At 61.4% G+C, this 19,129-nt stretch carries 16 protein-coding genes; 5 read left to right on the forward strand and 11 right to left on the reverse strand.

Going from position 1 to position 19,129, the window contains the following annotated elements; translation table 11 throughout:
- Nucleotides 1–95: 95 nt before the first annotated feature.
- Nucleotides 96–1,745, reverse strand: a complete 1,650-nt coding sequence (gene ettA / locus J3P73_RS17030; RefSeq protein WP_011652822.1) for an energy-dependent translational throttle protein EttA — start codon at nt 1,743–1,745, stop codon at nt 96–98.
- 97 nt (nt 1,746–1,842) lie between these two features.
- Nucleotides 1,843–2,583 carry a ribonuclease T2 family protein gene (locus J3P73_RS17035; protein ID WP_018074119.1) on the reverse strand — a complete coding sequence of 247 codons (741 nt, stop codon included), beginning with the start codon at nt 2,581–2,583 and terminating at the stop codon, nt 1,843–1,845.
- A gap of 158 nt (nt 2,584–2,741) precedes the next feature.
- Between J3P73_RS17035 and J3P73_RS17040 the strand changes: the two genes are divergently transcribed.
- Genes J3P73_RS17040 through J3P73_RS17055 form a run of 4 tightly spaced genes read left to right on the forward strand, consistent with a single transcriptional unit; the run spans nt 2,742 to nt 7,552 of the window.
- Nucleotides 2,742–3,686 carry an alpha/beta fold hydrolase gene (locus J3P73_RS17040; protein ID WP_018074118.1) on the forward strand — a complete coding sequence of 315 codons (945 nt, stop codon included), beginning with the start codon at nt 2,742–2,744 and terminating at the stop codon, nt 3,684–3,686.
- A gap of 17 nt (nt 3,687–3,703) precedes the next feature.
- Entirely contained in the window at nt 3,704–4,660 is a 957-nt protein-coding gene (locus J3P73_RS17045; RefSeq protein WP_130692243.1) for a DMT family transporter, read from the forward strand.
- A 17-nt stretch (nt 4,661–4,677) separates the two neighbouring features.
- On the forward strand, nt 4,678–5,880 hold the full coding sequence (caiB, locus tag J3P73_RS17050; protein WP_130692245.1) for a succinate--glutarate CoA-transferase: 1,203 nt from the start codon (nt 4,678–4,680) through the stop codon (nt 5,878–5,880).
- A 13-nt stretch (nt 5,881–5,893) separates the two neighbouring features.
- Nucleotides 5,894–7,552 (forward strand): thiamine pyrophosphate-binding protein, encoded by a 1,659-nt coding sequence (locus J3P73_RS17055; RefSeq protein ID WP_018074115.1) that lies wholly within the window; start codon nt 5,894–5,896, stop codon nt 7,550–7,552.
- A 164-nt stretch (nt 7,553–7,716) separates the two neighbouring features.
- Here J3P73_RS17055 and J3P73_RS17060 read toward each other — a convergent pair.
- The 4 genes from J3P73_RS17060 to J3P73_RS17075 all read right to left on the reverse strand — a co-directional run bounded on the left by J3P73_RS17060 (nt 7,717) and on the right by J3P73_RS17075 (nt 10,415).
- Nucleotides 7,717–8,659 (reverse strand): IS630 family transposase gene (locus tag J3P73_RS17060; protein WP_027689416.1). Its coding sequence is split into 2 segments (ribosomal slippage): nt 7,717–8,322 and nt 8,324–8,659, totalling 942 coding nucleotides; the frame shifts between segments, so codons are not numbered across the junction.
- A gap of 88 nt (nt 8,660–8,747) precedes the next feature.
- Complete coding sequence (locus J3P73_RS17065; RefSeq protein WP_018446572.1) at nt 8,748–9,092, reverse strand: RidA family protein; 345 nt, start codon at nt 9,090–9,092, stop codon at nt 8,748–8,750.
- A gap of 73 nt (nt 9,093–9,165) precedes the next feature.
- The gene (locus tag J3P73_RS17070) at nt 9,166–9,504 is read right to left on the reverse strand and encodes a protein tyrosine phosphatase family protein (protein WP_018074112.1); all 339 of its coding nucleotides are present in this window, start codon (nt 9,502–9,504) and stop codon (nt 9,166–9,168) included.
- Nucleotides 9,505–9,575: 71 nt separating this feature from the next.
- Nucleotides 9,576–10,415, reverse strand: a complete 840-nt coding sequence (locus tag J3P73_RS17075; protein ID WP_018074111.1) for an aldose 1-epimerase family protein — start codon at nt 10,413–10,415, stop codon at nt 9,576–9,578.
- Nucleotides 10,416–10,775: 360 nt separating this feature from the next.
- Here J3P73_RS17075 and J3P73_RS17080 point away from each other — a divergent pair, with 360 nt between their 5' ends.
- Entirely contained in the window at nt 10,776–12,176 is a 1,401-nt protein-coding gene (locus J3P73_RS17080; protein WP_018074110.1) for a L,D-transpeptidase, read from the forward strand.
- Nucleotides 12,177–12,249: 73 nt separating this feature from the next.
- Here the strand turns inward: J3P73_RS17080 and J3P73_RS17085 are convergent, their stop codons facing one another.
- The 5 genes from J3P73_RS17085 to J3P73_RS17105 all read right to left on the reverse strand — a co-directional run bounded on the left by J3P73_RS17085 (nt 12,250) and on the right by J3P73_RS17105 (nt 19,033).
- A complete protein-coding gene (locus J3P73_RS17085; RefSeq protein WP_018074109.1) occupies nt 12,250–12,963 on the reverse strand; it encodes a ParA family protein in 714 nt (237 codons plus the stop codon).
- Between the two features lie 228 nt (nt 12,964–13,191).
- Complete coding sequence (locus J3P73_RS17090) at nt 13,192–14,343, reverse strand: iron-containing alcohol dehydrogenase (RefSeq protein ID WP_018074108.1); 1,152 nt, start codon at nt 14,341–14,343, stop codon at nt 13,192–13,194.
- Complete coding sequence (locus tag J3P73_RS17095) at nt 14,340–15,725, reverse strand: aldehyde dehydrogenase family protein (RefSeq protein ID WP_018074107.1); 1,386 nt, start codon at nt 15,723–15,725, stop codon at nt 14,340–14,342. Before J3P73_RS17095 ends, J3P73_RS17090 begins: the two co-directional genes overlap by 4 nt.
- Before the next feature lie 232 nt (nt 15,726–15,957).
- Nucleotides 15,958–17,325 (reverse strand): glutamine synthetase family protein, encoded by a 1,368-nt coding sequence (locus J3P73_RS17100; RefSeq protein WP_018074106.1) that lies wholly within the window; start codon nt 17,323–17,325, stop codon nt 15,958–15,960.
- Between the two features lie 145 nt (nt 17,326–17,470).
- Nucleotides 17,471–19,033, reverse strand: a complete 1,563-nt coding sequence (locus tag J3P73_RS17105) for an amino acid permease (RefSeq protein WP_024320756.1) — start codon at nt 19,031–19,033, stop codon at nt 17,471–17,473.
- Between the last annotated feature and the right edge of the window lie 96 nt (nt 19,034–19,129).

Below are 19,129 nucleotides of genomic sequence, written 5' to 3' on the forward strand. Positions count from 1 at the left end.
CTCTCTCCACGAAATTGCCTGCTCAGATTGCGACAGAGCCCGACATGAAAAAGCCCCGGCGAACCGGGGCTCTCACAAACGAAAAATGGGTGAAATCAGCGTGTCAGGCGCTTGTGAGCCTGGCTGCCCGGGTTGAGGGCGTCGGGGCCGAGACGACGAACCTTGTCCTGTTCATAATCCTCGAAGTTGCCTTCGAACCATTCGACATGGCCGTCGCCTTCGAAAGCAAGGATATGCGTCGCCAGCCGGTCGAGGAACATGCGATCATGGCTGATGATGATGGCGCAGCCGGCGAAATTCTCAAGCGCGTTTTCCAGGGCGCCCAGCGTTTCCGTATCGAGGTCGTTGGTCGGTTCGTCGAGCAGCAGAACGTTGCCGCCGGCCTTCAGCATCTTGGCAAGGTGAACGCGGTTGCGCTGACCACCGGAGAGATTGCCGACCTTCTGCTGCTGGTCACCGCCCTTGAAGTTGAAGGCGCCGCAATAGGCACGGGAGTTCATGTCGAACTTGCCAAGCTTGATGATTTCGGCGCCGCCGGAAATTTCCTCCCAGACCGTCTTGTCGGCCGCAAGGGTGTCACGGCTCTGGTCGACATAACCGAGATGCACGGTTTCGCCGATGCGGATCGAACCGCCATCCGGCGTTTCCTGGCCGGTGATCATCCTGAATAGCGTCGTCTTGCCGGCGCCGTTCGGGCCGATGATACCGACGATGCCGCCTGGCGGCAGCTTGATCGACAGGTCGTTGATCAGCGTGCGGCCCTCGAAGCCCTTGGTGATGCCGTCCATCTCGATGACCACCTGGCCGAGGCGCTCGCTGACCGGGATGATGATCTGCGCGTCGCCGGGACGCTGCTTCTCGGCGGCATCCACCAGCTGCTCGTAGGACTTGATACGCGCCTTGGATTTGGCCTGACGGGCCTTCGGGCTGGACGCGATCCATTCCTGTTCGCGGCTGATCGCCTTCTGGCGCGATGCGTCTTCGCGGCTTTCCTGCAGCATGCGCTTGGCTTTCGCCTGCAGGTAGGCGGAGTAGTTGCCTTCGTAGGGGATGCCACGGCCGCGGTCGAGTTCGAGGATCCATCCGGTGACGTTGTCCAGGAAGTAGCGATCGTGGGTAATCATCATCACGGCGCCCGGATAGTCGCGCAGATGTTTTTCGAGCCAGGCGATGGTTTCGGCGTCCAGGTGGTTAGTCGGTTCGTCGAGCAGCAGCAGATCCGGCTGCGAAAGCAGCAGGCGGCAGAGCGCGACACGGCGGCGCTCACCACCGGAAAGGCTGGTGACTTCGGCGTCGCGCGGCGGGCAGCGCAGGGCTTCCATCGCCATTTCGACCTGGCTTTCCAGATCCCAGAGGTTCTGGCTGTCGATGACGTCCTGAAGCTTGGCGCCCTCTTCCGCCGTCTCGTCGGAATAGTTCATCATCAATTCGTTGTAGCGATCGAGGACAGCCGTCTTCGAGGCAACGCCTTCCATGACATTCTCGAACACCGTCTTGTTGGGATCGAGATGCGGCTCCTGCTCCAGATAGCCGACCGTCGCACCTTCGGCGAGCCAAGCTTCGCCGGTGTACTCCTTGTCCTGGCCTGCGATGATGCGCAGCACGGTGGATTTACCCGCGCCGTTCGGACCAAGGATACCGATCTTGGCATCCGGGTAGAACGAAAGGTGGATATTCTCCAGGATCTTCTTGTTGCCATAGGCCTTGTTGAGGCCGGACATATGATAGATGAACTGACGTGCCATGCTGCGCTGCTCCGGGCGGGAAACTTCGATTGTGCCGCTATGTAGGCGAAACAGCGCCTGCGGGCAACGCCAAACCCGGTTTACTCAGGATTTCCGGTCAAAAGCCCGCAGCGTCGACGACGCCCTCGTCACAGCCGAACGACGTTTTTCCAGCGCCCTGGATCAGATCGGCAAGGCCGGTAGTTTTCGCCGATGCCGCCCCGGCGGCTTCCGAAAGCCCGATCGTCAGTTCGCTGATCATCCTGACATTGCCGGCCCGCCGGCAGCTCATCTTGACACGATCGCCGGCACCCGGCCCGAAGCTCTTGTCGAAAGCCGCTTTGATCGCGTCGGCCTTGACCGGCTTGCCGATATTGGCAGCGAAAAGATCGCGCACGGCCGACGCGTTGAGCGCGCTTACGAGATGCACGCCGACGCCGAAATAGTCGTCGGCACTCATCTTCGTGCAGGTGCCATGCTTCACCCATTCATGCCGTTCCAGACCGGATTGCGTGCCGGGCATCGCCTTTGTCAGCGCAGTCTTCGTCTCGGCCGCAAGCGTGACCTCCGGCAGCTTGTTCCAGTCGCCATCCTTGTCGGCGGCCTTCTGCTCGGCGCTTACGCCGCAATAATCCTCCCGCATCGGCCAGAGTCCATGCAACGAGAAGTTCGTCGCGTCAGGGCGCTCGCCGGTCTGGCTTGCGCATTCGGCCTTCTTCTGGTTCGTCTGGCAAAAGGCCGGCTGCCAGCTCGCCGCCAGAATGAAGCGGGTGCGCCCGCCAGCTTCCTGCGCCACGGCGGCGCCGGCAACAACCATCGACACGGCGAACGACAAGGTACGCAACTGCATGCTGCTCATTTCAACCCCCTAAAAAGAACAATACAGGAACAAATAAGCATCAAAATCAAAAGGCCGCAACCCTGAATCGCAACAAGGCTGCAAATTGTTATCAGATAATCACATGCCCATGTTGCAATTACCCGGCGATCTGGTCTGTTGCCGCCGGGAGGACCCACATGTTTTCTGAAACGCAAAGGCTCGCCGTGCCAGGGGCGTCGCTGGCCTATCACCATGCCGAGGCCCTCACCCCGGCACGCGGCATCCTGTTGATATCGCATGGCTTGGCCGAACATTCGAAACGATACCGCTCCTTTGCCGAGGCGATGGCGGTGCACGGATATCACGTCTATGCCCACGATCATCGCGGCCACGGCGAGACGACGGCACCCGATGCGCCGATCGGCCGCTTTGCCCGACGCGGCGGGGTCAAAAGGGTGATCGGCGACGTCATCGCCATGCGCGGCCACGCGGTCTCCCGCCATCCCGGTCTGCCGGTGACCCTCTTCGGCCATTCGATGGGCGGCCTCATCGCCCTCAATGCAGCCGTCACGGCTCCGGCCGACTTCGATGCTGTCGCCGTCTGGAATTCGAATTTCGCCGTCGGCCTTGCCGGCCGCGCCGCCCAGGCGATCCTGCTTGCCGAGCGCATGCTGAAGGGCTCCGACGTGCCGAGCGGCCTGCTGCCGAAGCTTACTTTCGGCACCTGGGGAAAATCCATTGCCGGCCGCCGCACCGAGTTCGACTGGCTGTCGCGTCGTCCTGACGAAGTCGACAAGTATGTCGCCGATCCACTCTGCGGCTTCGACGCCTCGGTCTCTCTCTGGCTCGATCTCTTTGAACTGACCTTCCGCGCGCCGCAAAAGATCCATCTCGATCGGCTGCCGCGGGACTTGCCGATCCATCTCGTCGGCGGCGGAGAGGACCCGGCGACGGAGCGGGGAAAAGCGGTGCTCTGGCTGTCAAACCATTTGAAAGGCCGGGGCTTCTCTCGTATCAGCACTCAGATATATCAGGACGTGCGACACGAAACGCTGAATGAGATCGGCGCGGATGCGGCGATCGCAGCCTTCGCGGACTGGTGCGACGGGCGGTCGCAAGATCCTGAGCGACCAATATCGTGAGTGACAAGGATTTCATCGTGAACAGCACCTCCACCCGCCCCGTTTCATCCACCTCCGACGTGATGACGGGGCTTGTGCTGATGTTCCTCTCGGTGATGGTGTCGCCGCTCATCGATATTTTCGCCAAGCTTGCAATCACGACCGTGCCATCCGGGGAGATCACTGCCGGTCGCTTCGTCGTACAGGCGCTCTGCATGCTGCCGATCGTCGTATGGCGGCGCAGCTTCGCCGAATTCTCCTGGCGCCATAGCCTGTTCCATGCCATCCGCGGCGGGATCATTACCGTCTCGATGATCTCCTTCGTCACCACGCTGAAATATATGGCGGTCGCCGACGCGATCGCGATCTTCTTCGTAGAGCCGATCATGGTGACGATCCTCGGCGGCATCTTCCTCAAGGAGACGATCGGCTGGCGGCGCTATACAGCCTGCTGCGTCGGCTTCTTCGGGGCGATGCTGATCATCCAGCCGAGTTTCGAAGAGGTCGGCTACATCGCGCTTCTACCTGTCGTCAGTGCTCTTTGCATCGCGATCTTCGTGCTGATGACTCGCGCCCTCTCGCACAGGGAAGACCCCTGGTCGATGCAGTTCCAGATGAGCATCTGGGGCTTGCTCTTCTGTGCCGTCCTGCTTTTCCTGGGTCAGGGAACCGGCTCCGACCTCTTCGATCCCGTCATGCCGGAAGGCCGCGCCTGGTTCTATGTCGCCGGCGTCGGCGCCATGGCCGCAATCACCGGCATCCTCGGCGTCTACGCCTATCGCGCAGCACCGGCCTCGACGCTGGCGCCGCTGCAATATTTGGAGATCGTTTCGGCAACGATCTTCGCCTGGCTGGTCTTCGGTGACTTTCCGGATGCCGTCAAATGGCTCGGCATTGCCATCATCGTGGCAGCGGGCTTCTACATCCTCTGGCGCGAGCGCCGCTTTGCTTCAAAGCCTGTATCCGATACATCTGAGGTGACGCTGGCGCCGTAGATATTGCCTGGAGGAACATGACAGAGACCGTGACCAAAAAGCCGCCGCTTGCCGGCATCCGGGTGATCGAGCTTGCCCGCGTGCTCGCCGGCCCCTGGGCGGGACAGATGCTTGCCGATCTCGGCGCCGACGTGATCAAGGTCGAAAATCCCGATGGCGGCGACGATACGCGCCAATGGGGGCCGCCCTTCGTCGAGGGCGCCGATGGCGAAAATCTCTCGGCCGCCTATTATCACGCCGCCAATCGCGGCAAACGCTCCGTCACCGCCGACCTGAAGAGCGCCGAAGGCCAGGATCTCGTCCGCCGCCTCGTCTCCACCGCCGATGTGGTGATCGAGAATTTCAAAGTCGGCGGCCTCGTCAAATACGGCCTCGATTACGACAGCCTGCGCAAGGTGAACCCGAAGCTCGTCTATTGCTCGATCACCGGCTTCGGCCAGGACGGCCCTTATGCCAGCCTCGCCGGCTACGATTATATCGTCCAGGGCATGTCCGGCTTCATGTCGATCACTGGTGAACCAGGCGGCCAGCCGATGAAGGCAGGCGTCGCCATCGCCGATATCTTCACCGGCATCTATGCCGTCTCGGCGATTGAAGCCGCCCTGATCCACGCCCTGAAGTCAGGTGAAGGCCAGTTGGTCGACATGGCCCTGCTCGACGTGCAATCGGCGGTGCTCGCCAATCAGAACATGAATTACCTGGTTTCCGGCGAGGCACCGACCCGCCTCGGCAATGCCCACCCCAATATCTCGCCCTATGAGGTCGTGCCGACGGCGGACGGGTACCTCATTCTCGCAGTTGGAAACGACGGCCAGTTCCGTCGCCTCTGCAGCATCCTCGGCCTGGAGGCCATCGCCGGCGACGAGCGTTTCGCCACCAACAAGGCCCGCGTCGGCAATCGCGGCGAAGTGCGCCGCCTCATCTCCACCGAGACGCTGAAGTGGCAGAAGGCGGATCTGCTGAAGGCCTGCGAGGAGAATGCGGTTCCATCAGGCGCAATCAACACGATCGAGGAAATGTTCGCCCATCCGCAGGTGCAGGCCCGCGGCCTGCGCATCGACCTTGAGGATGCCGCCGGCACCGTGATCCCCGGTGTCAGGACGCCCGTGGTGCTGTCGGAGACGCCGCTGCGTTATATCAGGCCGAGCCCGCGTCTCGGCGAACACCAGGCAGAAATTCTGGCGGAACTCGCCGAGCGCCAGAGGAAGGCATCGTCATGAAGAAGGCATTGTCATGAAGAAGACGGGCGGAGAACTGATCGTCGAGGCGCTGAAGGCGAACGGCGTCAAACGTCTCTCCTGCGTGCCCGGCGAGAGCTTCCTCGCCGTGCTCGACGCGTTGCGCGACAGCGATATCGACGTCCTCGTCTGCCGCCAGGAGGGCGGAGCGGCGATGATGGCGGATTGTTGGGGCAGGCTGACCGGCGAACCCGGCATCTGCATGGTGACCCGCGGCCCCGGCGCCACCAACGCCTCCGCCGGCCTGCATATCGCCAAGCAGGACTCGATCCCGATGATCCTGTTTATCGGCCAGGTGCAGCGGGAAGCACGCGAGCGCGAGGCCTTCCAGGAGGTCGAGTTCCGCCGCGCCTTCACCGAATTCGCCAAATGGGTGGGCGAGATCGACGATGCCGCCCGTATTCCCGAATTCGTCACCCGCGCCTTTGCGGTCGCAACCTCCGGCCGTCCCGGCCCTGTGGTGCTGACGCTGCCGGAGGACATGCTGCGCGATGAGGTCGAGGCACCCCGCGCCAGGCACTATGCCACCGTCGAGGCCCATCCCGGCCGCCGCCAGATCGACGATCTCTATGTGAGACTGCTGAAGGCCGAGCGGCCGATGGTAATCCTTGGAGGCACACGCTGGGATGCCGATGCCGTCGCCGATTTTCAGAGCTTCGCCGAACGTTTTCACCTGCCTGTCGGCTGCTCCTTTCGCCGGCAGATGCTGTTCGATCATCTCCATCCCTGCTACGCCGGCGATGTCGGCATCGGCATCAATCCGGCGCTGGCAAAGGAGATCAGGGAGAGCGACCTGCTGATCCTGCTTGGCAGCCGCATGTCGGAAATGCCGTCCTCGTCCTATACGCTGATCGATATCCCCTACCCCCAGCAATCGCTGGTGCATATCTATCCCGACCCTTCCGAGCTCGGCCGCGTCTACCGTCCGGATCTTGCCATCTGCGCGGCACCTGCCGATTTCGTCGCCGCACTCGCCGATCTGGAAGCGCCGGCCGAACCGCTCTGGGCGGAGCGCACCGCCCGCCTGCATCAGGCCTATCTCACCTGGTCGAAACCACCCTCGAGTGGTCCCGGCGCTGTCCAGATGGGGCCGATCATGGAATGGCTGGAGGCCAATACCGGGCCGGAGACGATCTTCACCAATGGCGCGGGCAACTACGCCACCTGGGTGCACCGCTTCCATCGTTTTCGCCGCTTCAACACCCAAGCCGCCCCCACCTCCGGCTCGATGGGTTACGGCCTGCCGGCGGCGGTGGCCGCCAAGCGGCTGTTTCCCGAGCGCGAGGTCATCTGCTTTGCCGGCGACGGCTGCTTCCTGATGCACGGCCAGGAATTCGCCACCGCCATCCGCTACGGCCTGCCGATCATCGCAGTCGTCGTCAACAACGGCATCTACGGCACGATCCGCATGCATCAGGAGCGCGAGTATCCCGGCCGCGTCAGCAGCACCGATCTGACCAATCCCGACTTCGCAGCCCTTGCCCGCGCCTATGGCGGCTACGGCGAGACGGTGGAAACCACAGCGGACTTCGCCCCGGCCTTCGAGCGGGCGCGCGCCAGCGGCAAGCCCGCAATCATCGAGGTCAAGCTCGATCCCGAAGCGATCACACCGACACGCACGCTCTCCGAAATCGCGCAAACAAAAAGCCGGTGAGCACGCGCAGTGCTCACCGGCTTCAGGCAATCGGAATGGTGCGACTTAGAGCGGTTCAGCTTTTCATAGAAGCGCAGAGCCGCTTTAATCTTTTGTTTTTTGCGCAATCCCGGACGGAAAACCGCTTCGCACTTTTCCTGGAGTTGCTCTAGAGCGTGCTGTTTTTAGACGGCAGCATATCCTGAGTTTCTAAGATAGTTTGCGCATTCGTCAGGCGCGAATGCGTCGAGCATGTGACCGGCGGTGCGCCACGTTGTTTCGACGCTTCGTGGCTCGGCCTTTCTGATGAGATGCTTGAGCTTGGCGAAGACCTGCTCAATGGGATTGAGGTCTGGACTGTAAGGCGGCAGGAAGATGAGATGCGCGCCGGCAGCCCTGATTGCACGTCGGATAGCCTGCCCCTTGTGGCTGCCGAGATTGTCGAGGATGACGACGTCGCCTTTGGCAAGTGTTGGCACAAGGATTTTCCTGACATAGACGTTAAAGAGCTCGCCATTGATCGGCCCGTCGATAACCCAGGGCGCGTCGATACGGTCGCTGCGCAGGGCCGCGATGAAGGTCAGGGTTTTCCAGTGGCCGTGCGGGACTGAAGCGGCGAGCCGCTGGCCACGTGGTGCCCAGCCCCTGAGCGGCGCCATGTTGGTTTTGATCCAGGTCTCGTCAAGGAAGACCAGTCGATGAGCCTCGATCCGGTGCTGGTGGTTCTTCCAGCGTTGCCGTTTGCGGGCGATGTCCGGTCTCGTCTGCTCGGCTGGCAGCACCGTTTTTTTTGAAACTCAAGCCTTCAGCCCGGACAAACACCCAGACAGCACGGCGGTCGGTCTTGATGCCACGCTCGGCAAGCTCCGCGACCAGCCCACGTGTCGTGAACGGGCCAGAGCAACAACGTTGGCGCAACCACTCGGCCCGCTCATCCGACAAAGTCCGTTTCTTGTGCCCGCCAATCCGGCCTGGCGTAAGAGCGCCTGTCTCGGCCAGGCGCCGCTTCCATTTTGAAACACACGAAGGGCTGATCGATAGTGCGGCCGCAATAGAGCGTATCGTCTCGCCGGCCGTTAGCCGCGCCATTGCACGCTCTCGAAGATCTTCAGAATAAGGCTGTGTCATCGCCGCTGGCCTGCCTTCCCCAGCAGCAATGTTGAATCACATTCAAACTGATTTGCGAATCCCAGATTCCGCTAAATCACAGCATGCTCTAGTCGAGTGCCGCCGTAATGATGAACTCGACCTTGTATTTCGGCGCAGCGAGCTTGGCTTCGCTGGTGGCGCGGGCTGGCGGGTTGGCTGGATCGATCCAGCCTTCCCAGACGGCGTTCATCTCGGCGAAATCGGCGATATCGGAGAGGTAGATGATCGTCTGCAGGATCTTCGACTTGCTGCTGCCTGATGCAGCCAGCAGGCGGTCGACTTCGGCAAGCGATGACTTGCACTGATCGGTGACGCTTTCGCCCTCGCCGACCTGGCCTGCGAGATAGACCGTGTTGCCGTGAATGACGGCGCCGCTCATGCGCGAGCCGACGTCGATACGCTTGATGCTCATTATAGTCTCCTGAGTGAATGGAAGGTGGCGGCGCTGAGGTTCAACGCCGGAAAATCGGTCCCCCGGGACGGGCTCAATTACGGATATGGTGGGTCTTCTGGTAAATCGCCGTCGAGCGTGCGCCAGAGCGGCAATAGCCAAGCATCGGCCGCGGGAATTCATCGAGCGCGTCGACCATGCCCTGCACGGCTTCCTCGGTCACGCCCATCGGTCCAACCGGCACATGGGCGATCTCGAGGCCAAGCTCCTTGGCGCGCGCCTCGATGACGGAGAACGACGTCTGGTCGGGACTTTCGTGGTCTGGACGGTGACAGACGATCGATTTGAACCCCAGCGCCTTGATCTCGTCGAGCTCCTCCAGCGTGATCTGGCCCGAAACCGAATATTCATCGTCGATCTGGCGAATATCCATCGTCTTGTCTCCTCAAAAATGGTGGGCTGAAGGTCTACGACGGAGGTCTGCCAGCGTCAACAACACTTCGCTCATAGGAAGGCAAAGGTCAGCGCATAGCTGCGGCTCTCGCCTGGCGCCAGCATGTTGAGCTCACCGGCTGCCTGAAGCTCGTCGCGCGATATCCAGCGATGCGAAACCGGCTCGATACCGATGATATGGGCCGGCGCCTTCTGGTTTCGCCAGACCTGCAGATGGGGCAGCGTGTCGGCGCGGAAGCGCACACTCAGCGTCCTGCCGCCGATTGCGGCGATCGGTCCGAGGCGAACCTCTGCGAAACCCTCCTCCGTCGCCGGCGCCGCAACGCAGAAGATGCCGCCCGGCTCCTCCCCGAACGCCCAGGGGAAACCGCCATTCTCCAGCATCCGGCCTTCGAGCCGCGTGCCCTCGTCCAGCCATTTGCCGCCGGTGTTCATGTGGTACATCAGGAAGGTCGGCACCGTCCGATCGCTCGTATTGACGACCCGGTCCTCGAGCCGCACCTCGCCGGTCGCCCCATCGATCCGCCACAGCCGCTCGATGCGCTGTGGCAGTCCTTCGACGGTGGTGATGTCGATATCGGCGCGGCATTCGGCATGGCCATTCTCGAACTTCGTCCATAGCACTTTTGCCGCATGGCCGGAGGCCGATCCGTGCAGCGGATAGACCTTGCCGTCATCCCGACCGGGAATTGGCTGGCGGTGGCGGATATGATCCGGGCCGCAGGTGAAGAGAAAGCCTTCGAGCGAGTGATCGATTCGCGCATCACCGTCGTCGGGAATGGCGCGTTTCGGCGCGATGTCGACACCGTCGACGATGCATCCGCCGATATCCAGCACCGATGTTTCGTCCAGCATCAGGCGCGGCCCGCTTGCGGCGGCAAATTCGATCATCACGGTCTCCTCGGGGAACAATCAGCCCTTAGAGCGCCGTGCGTTCTTTCGGACGCACAAAGGACGCTCTAACACTTTGAATCGACGCATCCTGCTTTCCGAAAATCCAATCCGATTTTCGGAAAGCAGGATGCGCTAGCGTTAGGTTTCGCGTCGCCATTCGTCAATCGGCGTCGCCTCCATCTTGTGCTTTTGCAGCAACCATGGATTTTGCGGAACTGACACAAGGACGCAAACGTTTATGAGTAAAAGGAAATCTTAGTGATTTTCATATTTTGTTCAGCACGGTTTCATAAATTCCACACTAGCGTCAAAATTGGCATGTGTGTGTCTGCCCAGTCACTGTTCGAGGTATGAGACGTGAATCGCTTTTTGAAGTCGGCATTTTGCTTCGCGGCCGTCCTGGCTGCCCTTGCGGCTGCAGCGCCGGAGGCAGGCGCGCAGCAGTTCCGCGATCGCCGCCAGAGCGATATCGTGCTTGTGACGCCGAGCGGCGAAATCCTCGACTATGTTCCAGCTGGCTATATCTACGCCCGGGACCGTAGCGGCAATCGCGTGTTGATCGACGGCTACGGCAATGTCGTCGCCACCGAGATGCGCGCGCGGGGCTACTATCCGCCGCGGCCGGGACCGCGGGAGGTCTATAACGACCAGTATGGCAACGACCCCTATTATTCCGACAACAATCCCGATGGCGATACACGTTATTCAGAGCGCGGCGCCGTCACCGGCGGCATTCCGCGCGATGCCGAGATCGAACGCCGGCCGCTCGGTGAGCAGCCCTATCCCGATGATAACAGCATCGGCAATCCGCAGCCTAGCGACGATTATGCCTCGATCGACCCGGACCAGCAGATCCCGCCCGCCGACCAGCCGAACGCCGCACCCGATGAGCCCGTCATCACGCTGAAGAACAAGTCGAAGCCCGAGATCGTCGCATTGCAGGTCTTCCTCGATCGCGCCGGCATCTCTCCCGGCGTCATCGACGGCCATATGGGCTCGAACGTCACCAAGGGGATCTATGCCTATGACCAGATGACCGGCTCGAAGCTCGATCCCAACGACACCGATGCCATTCTGGAAGAGCTGCGCATGAACGGCGGCCTGCCCGTCATCAGCTACACGATCACGCCGGCCGATGCTGCTGGCCCCTTCGTCGCTGAGATCCCGGAAGATTATTCGCACAAGGCGCTGCTACCGTCGCTCGCCTACACCTCGACCACCGAAATGCTGGCCGAACGCTTCCACATGGATGAGGCCTTTCTCAAGGAGATGAACCCCGGTGCCGATTTCACAGTTGCAGGCACCGTCATCAAGGTCGTCAATCCGGGCGAGCCGAAGAGCGGTGAAGTTGCCCGCATCATCGCCGACAAGGGCCGCAAGCAGGTCTTCGCCTATGACGGCGCCGGCAATCTCCTCGCCGCCTATCCGGCATCGATCGGCTCCACCGACACCCCCTCTCCGTCGGGCTTGGTAAATGTCGAGCGTGTCGCCCTCAATCCCGGTTATACCTATAATCCGAAGATCAATTTCCAGCAGGGTGCCAACGACAAGATCCTCAACATCCCGCCCGGCCCGAACGGCCCCGTCGGCACAGTCTGGATGGCGCTTTCCAAGCCGACATACGGCATTCACGGCACGCCCGAACCCTCGAAGATCGGCCGCACCCAGAGCCACGGCTGCATCCGTCTAACCAACTGGGATGCGACAGAGCTTGCCAAGATGGTCAAGCCGGGAGTGACGGTCGAATTCGTCGACTGAAATCATTCTCGCGATAGAAACGACAAGGCCGCCGCATCGCTCCGGCGGCCTTGTCGTTTCATGTGAGAGATGTTCAGGCGGCCGAGCGGACCATCGGGTTCGTCACACGGGCGGATGCCACCAGCCTCACCGGCAGTTTGCGCATCATTTCCTCGGCAAAACAGGTGGCGTTTTCCCGGGCCTTGTCGAGATTGCTGACGCGCGTGGGATCAATCGTGTGCAGGGTGCCGCCACAGTCGAAGATGTCGCGGAAGGCGGAGCGTTCGATGATAGCCGTATCGAGTACCGGCACATGCCGCTCGCTGAGCAGCGACTTGACGACTTGCAGCGCCCGCGTCGTTACCATCGAGTTGACGCGGGTGAGCACCACCGAATGGCCGATCTTGATGCCGGCCTTTTCATCCAGATACTGCAGCAGTTCGAGCACCTGCGCGCCACCGCGCGCATCCATGGCACAGCCCTGGATCGGGATCAGCACGTGGTCGGAAAGGCCGACAGCTGTGGCAAGCAGCGGATTGCGCGCACCCGGCAGGTCGACGATGAAATAGTCGGTATTGTGCTTGTTCTCGCTGATATGCAGCGGCAGCGAGGCGGTTGTCACGAAATCGATGACCGAAAGATTAGCCACATGACCAGAGATCTCGTGCCAGCGCGAAATCCAGTGCTGCGGGTCGGCGTCGAGGATGGTGACGCGATAGCCTTTGCGGGCAAGCTCGGTCGCGAGCAGGAGAACAGCGGTCGTCTTGCCGGCGCCGCCCTTGGTATTTGCGAATGTGATGACAGGCATGTTCGGTCCTCGGAAGGAAATGGTGCGAGCCGATATCGCTCTTTTACGCACCCTCGGAGCATCGTGCGGTTAATCCATCCTTTCTAATCATGGTTAACAAATTGGAAACACGCGCGGCGAAATTGCAGCCGGTATTTTTCACATCCCTAAAACTAGGGATATCGCGGCAACGAAAAGCCCGGAAAACCGAGGTTCTCCAGGCCAGTTAGTAGGTCCGCTCTTATGTTGTCAGAAGCAATCCCTGAAAAGGACCTTGGTATTTTCGAGCGTCATTGCAACCGGGTTGCCGCCCGCACTCGGATCTTCGATCGCCATGGCCGACAATTCATCGATGCGGTCGGCAGCGATTCCCATCGCCGACAGCGTCTCCGGCACCCCGAGTTCGGAGCGGAGCTTCAGCACATAGTCGTAGAACCCGTCGAAACCGCCCGAGATGCCGAGATAGGCGGCGGCGCGGCCGATCTTCTCCTCGATCGCCTTGCGGTTGAAGCGCAGCACCGCCGGCATCACCACCGCATTGGTCATGCCGTGATGGGTGTTGTAGACGGCGCCGATCGGGTGCGATAGCGCGTGGATGGCGCCGAGCCCCTTCTGGAAGGCGACCGCACCCATGGCAGCCGCCGCCATCATGTTGGCGCGGGCTTCCAGATCGGTGCCTTCCCGATAGGCGCGCGGCAGGAATTCCTTGACGAGACGCATGCCTTCGAGCGCGATGCCGGCCGACATCGGGTGATAGAAGGGCGAGGAATAGGCCTCCAGGCAATGAGCGAAGGCATCCATGCCGGTGCCGGCCGTGATGATCTTCGGCATGCCGACCGTCAGTTCCGGATCGGAGATGACAACGCCAGGCAGGAATTTCGGATGGAAGATGATCTTCTTCACATGGGTTTCGGAATTGGTAATGACGCTGGCGCGCCCGACTTCCGAACCGGTGCCTGCCGTTGTCGGCACCGCGACGATCGGGGCGATGCCCTCAAGGCTCGCACGCGTCCACCAGTCGCCGATATCTTCGAAGTCCCAAACCGGCCGCGTCTGGCCGGCCATGAAGGCGACGCACTTGCCCAGATCGAGGCCGGAGCCACCACCGAACGCGACGACGCCGTCATGGCCGCCGTCCTTGAAGGCCCTGACGCCAGCTTCGAGGTTCTTCTCGTTCGGGTTCGGATCGACATCGGCGAAGATCGCCCGGCCGAGACCGGCATCTTCGAGGATATCGAGCGCAGTCTTGGTGATCGCCATCGAGGCGAGGCCGCGGTCGGTGACGAGCAGCGGCTTCTTGATGCCGAGGCTCTTGCAGGCGTCGGCCAGTTCCGCGATGCGGCCCCGGCCGAGCTTGACCGATGTCGGATAGCTCCAGTTTGCGGTGATGTTGCTGCTCATGCTGTGACTTTCTTCAGATGGAAGGATTTCGGGCGCGTCAGATTTTGGAAGCCGATGATCGACAGCGAGCCGCCGCGGCCGGTCTCCTTGACGCCGGTCCAGCAAAGTGCCGGGTCGAGATAGTCCGCGCGGTTCATGAAAACGGTGCCGGTTTCGATCTCGCGGCCGAGCCGCCCTGCCCGCTCGACATCTTTGGTCCAGAGCGAGGCCGTCAGCCCGTACTGGCTGTCGTTCATCAAAGCGAGTGCCTCCTCATCGCTCTTCACCTTCATGATGCCGACCGCCGGACCGAAAGTCTCTTCGCGCATGAAGGCCATGGAGTGGTCGACGTCGACGAGAATCTGCGGTGCAAGATAGGCGCCGCCGTCATCCTGGGGGAAAAGCTTTGGATCGACAAGCGCTTTGGCGCCCTTGGAAACGGCATCGGCGATCTGCTCGCGCACCACCTTGGCGAAGCGCTTATGTGCCATCGGCCCGAGCGACGTATCGGGATCGAGCGGATTGCCGAGCTTGTAATTCGACACCCAGGCAACCGACTTCTCGACGAAGGCGTCATAGAGCGATTCATGCACGTAGATGCGCTCGATGCCGCAGCAGCACTGGCCGGAATTGTAGGTCGCGCCGTCCATCAGCGTGTCGACGGCAGCTTCGAGATCGGCGTCCTCCATGACATAACCCGGATCCTTGCCGCCGAGCTCGAGGCCGAGACCGGTGAAGGTGCCGGCGGCGGCCCGCTCCATTGACCGCCCGCCTTCGACCGATCCGGTGAAGTTGACGAAATTGAAGCTGCCGGCGGCAATCAGCGCCGACGTCGTTTCATGGTCGAGAAAGACGTTCTGGAACACATCCTCGGGAACGCCGGCCTCGATGAAGGCCTGCACCAGCCGCTCACCGACCAGCAGCGTCTGCGAAGCATGTTTCAGCACCACGGTATTGCCGGCCATCAACGCCGGCGCGATCGTGTTGATCGCCGTCATATAGGGATAATTCCACGGCGCGACGACGAAGACGACACCATGCGCCTCGCGCTCGATGCGGCGCTCGAAACGCTCGCTCTCCTCGACGACGACAGGCGCCAAAGCATCCGCGGCGATCGAGGCGACATAGTTGGAACGCTCGTTGAAGCCCTTGTATTCGCCGCCATATTTGACCGGCCGGCCCATTTGCCAGGCAAGCTCGGGCACGACGACGTCGGACATCTCGTTCAGCCGCGCAGCACCCTTCAGCACCAGTTGCACGCGCTCTTCGAGCGGCCGTTTCGCCCAGGCCTTCTGCGCCTTGCGGGCGCGCGCCACCACGTCCTTGGCGGCGTCGAGAGAAAGGGCTGCGCGCTCGGCATAGACCGAACCGTCAACCGGTGAAATGCATTGGATCATTGCCATGATCTGTTCCTGTCCTCGTATGCGTCAAAATTAGTGAGGGCCATAGCCACTCATCCGCGTGCCGGCACTCGGGTCGAGCCACTGGTTTCGACCCGTCCTTCGAACCCCCGCTCGCGGAGCGAAGGAGCTATGCCGCACCGTTTCCCGAATTCTCAAGCGATCCGTGTGGCAAGTCCCTCTCCCCGCAGCCGGGGAAAGAGTTAGGGTGAGGCAAGCAACCCGCAAATGCCTATTAAGCTCTTTCGAAACCGCGCGCCACTTCCCAGTCGGTGATGCGGCGGTCGTATTCTTCCTGCTCCCATTCGGCAGCGCGGGTGTAGTGGTCGATCACGTCGTCGCCGAAGGCTTTGCGCAGCATTGCCGATTCCGTCATTTCAGTCGCCGCCGCGCGCAGCGTGCGTGGTATCTCGCGAACGCCCTTGCCGCCATAGGCGTCGCCGACGAAGGGGGCTTCGAGTTCAAGCTTGTTTTCGATCCCGTCAATGCCGGCGGCGAGCAGCGCGGCGAAGGCAAGATAGGGATTGAGATCGGAGCCGCCGACGCGGCACTCGATACGGATTCCCTTGGTCTCCTCACCGCAGAGCCGGTAGCCGGCGGTACGGTTGTCCTTGCTCCAGATCGCCTTGGTCGGCGCAAATGTGCCCGCCATGAAGCGTTTGTAGGAGTTGATGTAGGGCGCCAGGAAATAGGTGATCTCGCTCGCATGGGCGAGAAGCCCGGCGACGTAATTGTGCATCAGCGGCGACATGCCGTATTTGCCGGTATGGTCGAAGAACAGCGGCTTTTCCTCCAGGCTCCAGAGCGACTGGTGGATATGCGAGGAACTGCCGGCAGCATTGTAGTTCCACTTGGCCAGGAAAGTGATGGCTTTGCCCTTCGACCAGGCAATCTCCTTGCAGCCGTTCTTGATGATCGCGTGCCGGTCGGCCATGGCGAGCGCATCGGCGTAGCGCACGTTGATCTCCTCCTGGCCGGCCGAAGCCTCGCCCTTGGAGTTTTCGACCGGGATGCCGGCGCCCTGCAGCCCGGTGCGGATCGCCCGCATCACCTCTTCCTCCTTGGTGGTCTGGAAGATGTGGTAGTCCTCGTTATAGGCGCTGGCGAGCTTGAGGTTGCGGTAGCCGGAAGTCTGCGCCGCCTCATAGCTCTGGTCGAACAGGAAGAATTCGAGCTCGGAGGCCATGTAGGCCTTCATGCCCATATCCTCGAGCCGCTTCACCTGCTTTTTCAGGATCGCGCGCGGCGAGTGGGCGACCTCCTCATGCGTATGATGGTCGAGCACGTCGCAGAGCACCAACGCGGTGCCTTCGAGCCAGGGAATACGACGCAGCGTCGCCAGATCCGGCCTCATCGTGTAGTCGCCGTAGCCCTTCTCCCAGCTCGTCGCCTTGTAGCCGGAGACGGTCTCCATCTCCATGTCGGTGGCGATCAGGTAGTTGCAGCTGTGCGTTTCCTTCCAGGCACTCTCGACGAAATATTCCGCCTGGAAACGCTTGCCCATCAGCCGGCCCTGCATGTCTACCTGGCAGGCCAGAACCGTGTCGATGCGCCCTTCGGCAACATCCTTCCTGAGATCGTCGATTGTGTAGCTGCTGCTCATGATTGATCCGCCTGAATTGGATTGACAAAATCGGGGCAACGAAATCGCATGCGCTCGGCCGGACTTTGCGGCCCGATGCCTTTTCGTTGAACCGTGATGGGGCCGCAGGATGCGGCCCCACCATTTGAGAGGGAAGCCTCGATGCTTAGTTTTCGCCGCTTTCGCCGACGGCTGCTTCGGCGGCCGCGATGTCGGCCTGGCGCTTCGCCACTTCGGCGCCGATCGGCGGCCCCTTGAAGCGCCGGCTTTCGAAACCGAACCAGACGATCGCGGTGAGCACCAGGAAGCCGACGGTAACGTAAAGCGCAATACCGTTCGGCGGCTGGATGCCGAGAATGAAGATCAGGATCATAGCGATGATCGTGAGCACGGCAAAGAGCTTGAAGACGCCTTCGCCGAGGTTCCATGGACCCATCTTGTCCCACTTCGATGTGCCCCAGGCGAAGAGGCCGAGCGTGATCGGAATCGCGAAGGAGAAGAACAGGAAGATGACAGTGCACGAGACAACGATCGTATAAACCGGCGTCTCACCGATTTTCATGAAGTCGAGTGAGGTAAACCAAACGAAAAGTACCGACAGGATGGAGCCAGTCCAGATCGCCGCCACCGGCGTGCGGTATTTCGGGCTGACCTTCGACAGCGCCTTTGATGCCGGCAGACCGCCGTCACGCGAGAAGGCAAAGATCATGCGCGAGACCGAGGTGACGGTCGCAAGACCGCACAGCCACTGGCTGACCAGGATCGCAAGATAGAGAATGTCCTTGACGATCGGGTTCACCTGGCTGTCCATTGCCCAGAAGAACACGTTCCAGCCCTGCTTTGCCGCATCGTCCATGTTCGGCAGCATCAGAACGAAGGCGCACAGCATGATGTAGCCGAAAAGAGCCGACCACAGGACGGAGGAGACCATGCCGCGCGGAACCGATTCGGCAGCCTTGACGGTCTCTTCCGATGTATGCGCCGAGGCGTCATAGCCGGTGATGGTGTAGATCGGCAGCAGCAGGCCGAGAAGGAAGACCCAGGCGCCCGAGGTGGAAGGCCAGACGTTGCCGCCGACTTCGCCGGAATAGTTGGCAAAAGTGAAAAGACGGCCGATCTCGTAGGAGGGCGCTGCGATGAGGCAGACGGCCGACAGCGCGATAGCGGTCGCGAAGATGAGATAACCCGAGAAATCGGTCAGCTTCGCGGTCAGTCCGATGCCCATGTGGTTCACGAGCGCCTGCGCGCCGGTGATGACCACGAGGAAGATGATGCGCACCGCTATCGTGTCGGTCAGTCCGAAATAGCTGGTGCCGAACGACCCCATGAAGAAATAATAGGTGCCGACATTGATGGCGCCCAGCACTGTGACGAGACCGAGCAGGTTGAACCAGGCGGTCACCCAGCCGGTGAAACGGTTTCCGAGGATCGAGCTCCAGTGATAGAGGCCGCCGGCCGTCGGATAGGCCGAGCTGATCTGCGCCATGCCGATGGCGAAGACGAGCGAGATGAAGCAGCCGACCGGCCAGCCGATGCCGATGGCGGCGCCGCCGGCACCCGAGGTCGCCTGCGCCAGCGAATTGATGCCGCCGGAGAGGATGCAGATAATGGAAAATGAGACGGCGAAGTTCGAGAACGAACTCATGCGTCGTTCGAGTTCCTGGGCATAACCCATGGAATGCAGGATGTGCACATCCTGCTTCTTGTCCAGTTCGGTATAATCCGACATGACTTCCCCCTGTTCACGATCGGCCGCGGGATTGCGGGCCGATTCAGTGCCAATTGCCCGCGACATTTGCGCCGTGCGGACGTCCGCAGTTAAACT

It is taken from the genome of Rhizobium ruizarguesonis, from assembly GCF_017357285.1.
GTDB classification, from domain to species: Bacteria; Pseudomonadota; Alphaproteobacteria; order Rhizobiales; family Rhizobiaceae; genus Rhizobium; species Rhizobium ruizarguesonis.